Raw genomic sequence first — 3556 nt, 5'->3', positions numbered from 1 at the left:
TGAGAAAATTAGAAAGTAATGTTTCGGCTTCGCTCAACAAGCAAGAGAAAGAATTTGAAGTGGCAATCATAAGGCCTCCAATGATATATGGTACAGGGGTAAAAGGAAATATGATTAATCTTGTAAAGTTAGTCAAAAAAATTCCGATTTTACCTTTTAACTACAATGTAAATAAGAGAAGTATAGTTTCTATAACTAATTTATTGGATCTAACTAAACAAGTAATAGATAAGGTCGAAAGAGGGATCTATATCCCAACAGATGGAGAAGCAGTATCTATAAAAGGTATGGTGGAAGGCATAGAAGAGGGATTAGATAAAAAAGTGATTTTAATTAAATTTCCGAACTTTATTTATAAATTATTATGTAAGGTAAAACCAAATATAATGGTGAGGTTATACGGGAGTTTACAATTTAAAGGAAATAATCAGCCTGTGGAGAGTATGAGGGATGAGTTGAGAGAGATGATAAAAGGGAAGTAGGAGAGTAAAAATGAAAAAAATTATGATAACAGTTAATGTTGCTTTTGTAGCTTATAACTTTCGTTATGGGTTGATGAAGGAACTATCTAGTCAAGGTTATGAGGTAGTAGTAGTAGGAGCTAAAGATAGTTCTTCTAAAGATATAGAAAAAAATGGGTGGGAATTTATAGATATACCAATTGATAGAAAAGGTACGAATATTTTAAATGATTTGAAATTATTAAAAGCATATAAAAATATCTATAAAAAAGAAAAACCAGATATAATATTTCAATTTACTATTAAACCTAATATTTATGGAACTTTAGCAGCTAAGTCCTTAAAAATACCAGTAGTTAATAATATGACAGGTTTAGGAGAAATATTTTTAAAAGAAGATTTAATAGCAAAAGTAGTTAAATTTTTATATAAAGTTTCTTTCAAAACACCAAAAAAAGTATTTTTTCAAAATTATGATGATATGAATTTATTTTTAGAAAATGGATTGGTAAAAAAAGAAATTTGTGACAGGTTACCTGGATCAGGAGTAAATTTAGAAAAGTTCTATCCTATGGATAAAATAATAAAGAATGATAATGTTTTATTTTTATTCATTGGAAGAATATCTGATGAAAAAGGTGTTAGGGTATTATATGAAGCAGCTAAAAAAATAAAAAATAAATATAATAATCTTGAATTTCAATTGTTAGGAAAAATATATGAAGATGAAAAGAACGCTATAAAAGTAGAAGAATTAAATAATTGGCGTAAAGAGGGAATTTTAGATTACTTGGGAACTTCTAAAGATGTAAGACAAGAAATAAAAAATAGTGATTGCATAGTATTGCCTAGTTATTACAGAGAAGGAGTACCAAGAACATTAATAGAGTCGGCAGCTATGGGGAAACCTATTATTACAACAGATAATGGAGGGTGCAGAGATATAGTAGATAATGGATATAATGGTTTTTTGTTTGAACCTAAATGTGTAGACAGTCTTGTAGAAGGGATAAATAAGTTTTTAAAATTAAATGACGAAGAAAGAGCTGAATTAGGTAAAAATGGTAGAACTAAAGCAAAGCAAGAGTTTGATGAGAAAATAGTGATAGAAAAATATTTAAAGGAATTATATTAGTTTTTAAACGAGGGAGAAAATTTAATGTTTACAATGAAACAAAAAATAAATTGGTTGATAGTTATGATGATTCCTAAAAAAACTTATATTAAGTTGAGGTTTTTCTTGGTTCATAAATATAAGTTGAATTTAAAAAGTCCAAAAACTTTTAATGAAAAAATACAGCATAGAAAGCTATATGAGAATAATTCTCTTTTTAGCGTTTGTGCTGATAAATATGCAGTAAGGGAATATGTTAAAAATAAAATTGGAGGAAAGTACTTAATCCCTCTATATTTAGTGACAAAAAAAATAACAGAGGAGCAATATAAAAATCTTCCTGAGACATTTGTAATTAAAACTACAAATGGAGGTGGTGGATCTGCTGTTAAAATAATTAGTAACAAATTTGAAAAAACTAAATATAAAGATAAATTAATGGAAAAGATGAATAGTTATGTAGATATAAAAATTGGAAAATATACTCAAGAAGAATTTTATGACCAAATTGATGGAAAAATTATTGCTGAAAAATTACTAAATGAAAACGATAAATTACCATTTGATTATAAATTACATTGTTTTAATAATTCTAGTGGATTTGAATGTTATATTCAGGTGATAGGAGATAGAAATTTCTCAAAGAAAGATGGGGAAGTACCATATAAGATGGACTACTTCGATGACAAATGGAAAAAGTTAGGTTTTGATACTGGTGGAGAAAGGTTTGATAGGGAAATAGAAAAACCTAAAAATTTAGTGGAAATGGTAAAATTAGGAAAAAAATTATCTGAAGATTTTTCCTATGTAAGAGTTGATTTTTATAATATAGATGGTCAAATTTATTTTGGTGAATTAACTTTTTGTCCATTTGGGGGGTTTATAAAATTTAATCCTCAGAAATGGGATTATAAACTAGGAGAGATGTGGGAGTTGAAAAAATGAAAAAGATAAAAATAATAAGTTGTTACTTTGGGTCACTTCCAAAACATTTTGAGCTTTGGTGTGAATCGTGTTATAAAAATAAAAATTATGATTTTATGTTAGTTACAGATCAAAAAGTATTTAGTGAAAAAAATTTAGAGATAAAAAAAATGTCATTTAATGAATTTAAAACATTAATTAATAAAAAACTAAAACCAATTATAGGTTTTAATATTTCAATGGATGGACCGTATAAGGTATGTGACTATAGACCTGCATTTGGAATTATATTTGAAGATGAATTGAATGGTTATGATTTTTGGGGATATTGTGATTTAGATATGATTTTTGGAGATTTCAATAAATTTTTATCACAAGACTTATTCGAGAGGTTTGAAAGAATAGGAATGAATGGTCACTTATCTTTTTGTAAAAATAATAAAAAAATAAATAATCTCTTTAAATTAAGTGGCGCTGAATATAGTTATAAAAAGGTTTTCAAAGACTCATATTCATATATTTTTGATGAAATGAGAGGGTTAAATAAAATCTGTGAAAAAAATGAAATAAAATTTTATAAAAACCTTAAGTTTTTAGATTGTTCAACAAAAACATCGAGATTAGCATTAAATAAAAACTTATATACTCCAGAAGTATTTATTTATAAAAATGGCGGAGTTTATAATTTTTATTTAGACGGAGATGAAATTAAAAGCGAAGAATTTTTATACATTCATTTTTCGGGGAAAAATATTCCATTAAAAGGTGATTTGAATACAAAAAAAACATTGATTATATATTCAGATAAGATAATTAATGTTAATAAAGAATTAAATAATAAGGAAATTATAAAAGAATATAGCGAATTTGCTAACAAATATACTGAAACTCTATTATTAGTAAAAGGAATATTAAAAAAAATTGAAAAAATTTTTTTAAAAGGTAAAGCGAAGCAATTAGTTATTCTTTATTTAAAGCCACTTTGGTATAAATATTGAATAATTTAGGAGGGAAAATGAAATTAAGTGTAATTATACCAGTTTATAATGCAGAAAAA

The 3556-nt window shown here is 25.8% G+C and carries 3 protein-coding genes and 1 pseudogene; all 4 read left to right on the top strand.

The annotated features are described in order from the left end of the window. Positions 1-482 (top strand): annotated as a pseudogene (locus WBG30_RS07220) (UDP-N-acetylenolpyruvoylglucosamine reductase); the annotation flags it as partial. Positions 483-492: 10 nt separating this feature from the next. Next, positions 493-1596, top strand: a complete 1104-nt coding sequence (locus WBG30_RS07215; protein WP_424503967.1) for a glycosyltransferase family 4 protein — start codon at positions 493-495, stop codon at positions 1594-1596. A 24-nt stretch (positions 1597-1620) separates the two neighbouring features. Continuing rightward, entirely contained in the window at positions 1621-2520 is a 900-nt protein-coding gene (locus tag WBG30_RS07210) for an ATP-grasp fold amidoligase family protein (RefSeq protein ID WP_424503966.1), read from the top strand. Beyond that, positions 2517-3497, top strand: coding sequence for a DUF6625 family protein (locus WBG30_RS07205; protein ID WP_424503965.1), 981 nt, complete (start codon positions 2517-2519; stop codon positions 3495-3497). The genes WBG30_RS07210 and WBG30_RS07205 overlap by 4 nt, the downstream gene beginning before the upstream one ends. The last annotated feature ends 59 nt before the right edge of the window (positions 3498-3556 follow it).

It is taken from the genome of Psychrilyobacter sp. (assembly GCF_049671765.1).
GTDB lineage: Bacteria > Fusobacteriota > Fusobacteriia > Fusobacteriales > Fusobacteriaceae > Psychrilyobacter.
The sequence above is the reverse complement of the archived record's forward strand: the minus strand, read 5'-3'. Positions and strand labels throughout refer to the sequence as shown.

Excerpts from the sequence above, each read along its gene's own strand:
- WBG30_RS07215 (WP_424503967.1), top strand. The coding sequence starts at position 493 with ATGAAAAAAATTATGATAACAGTTAATGTTGCTTTTGTAGCTTATAAC.
- WBG30_RS07210 (WP_424503966.1), top strand. The coding sequence starts at position 1,621 with ATGTTTACAATGAAACAAAAAATAAATTGGTTGATAGTTATGATGATT.
- WBG30_RS07205 (WP_424503965.1), top strand. The coding sequence starts at position 2,517 with ATGAAAAAGATAAAAATAATAAGTTGTTACTTTGGGTCACTTCCAAAA.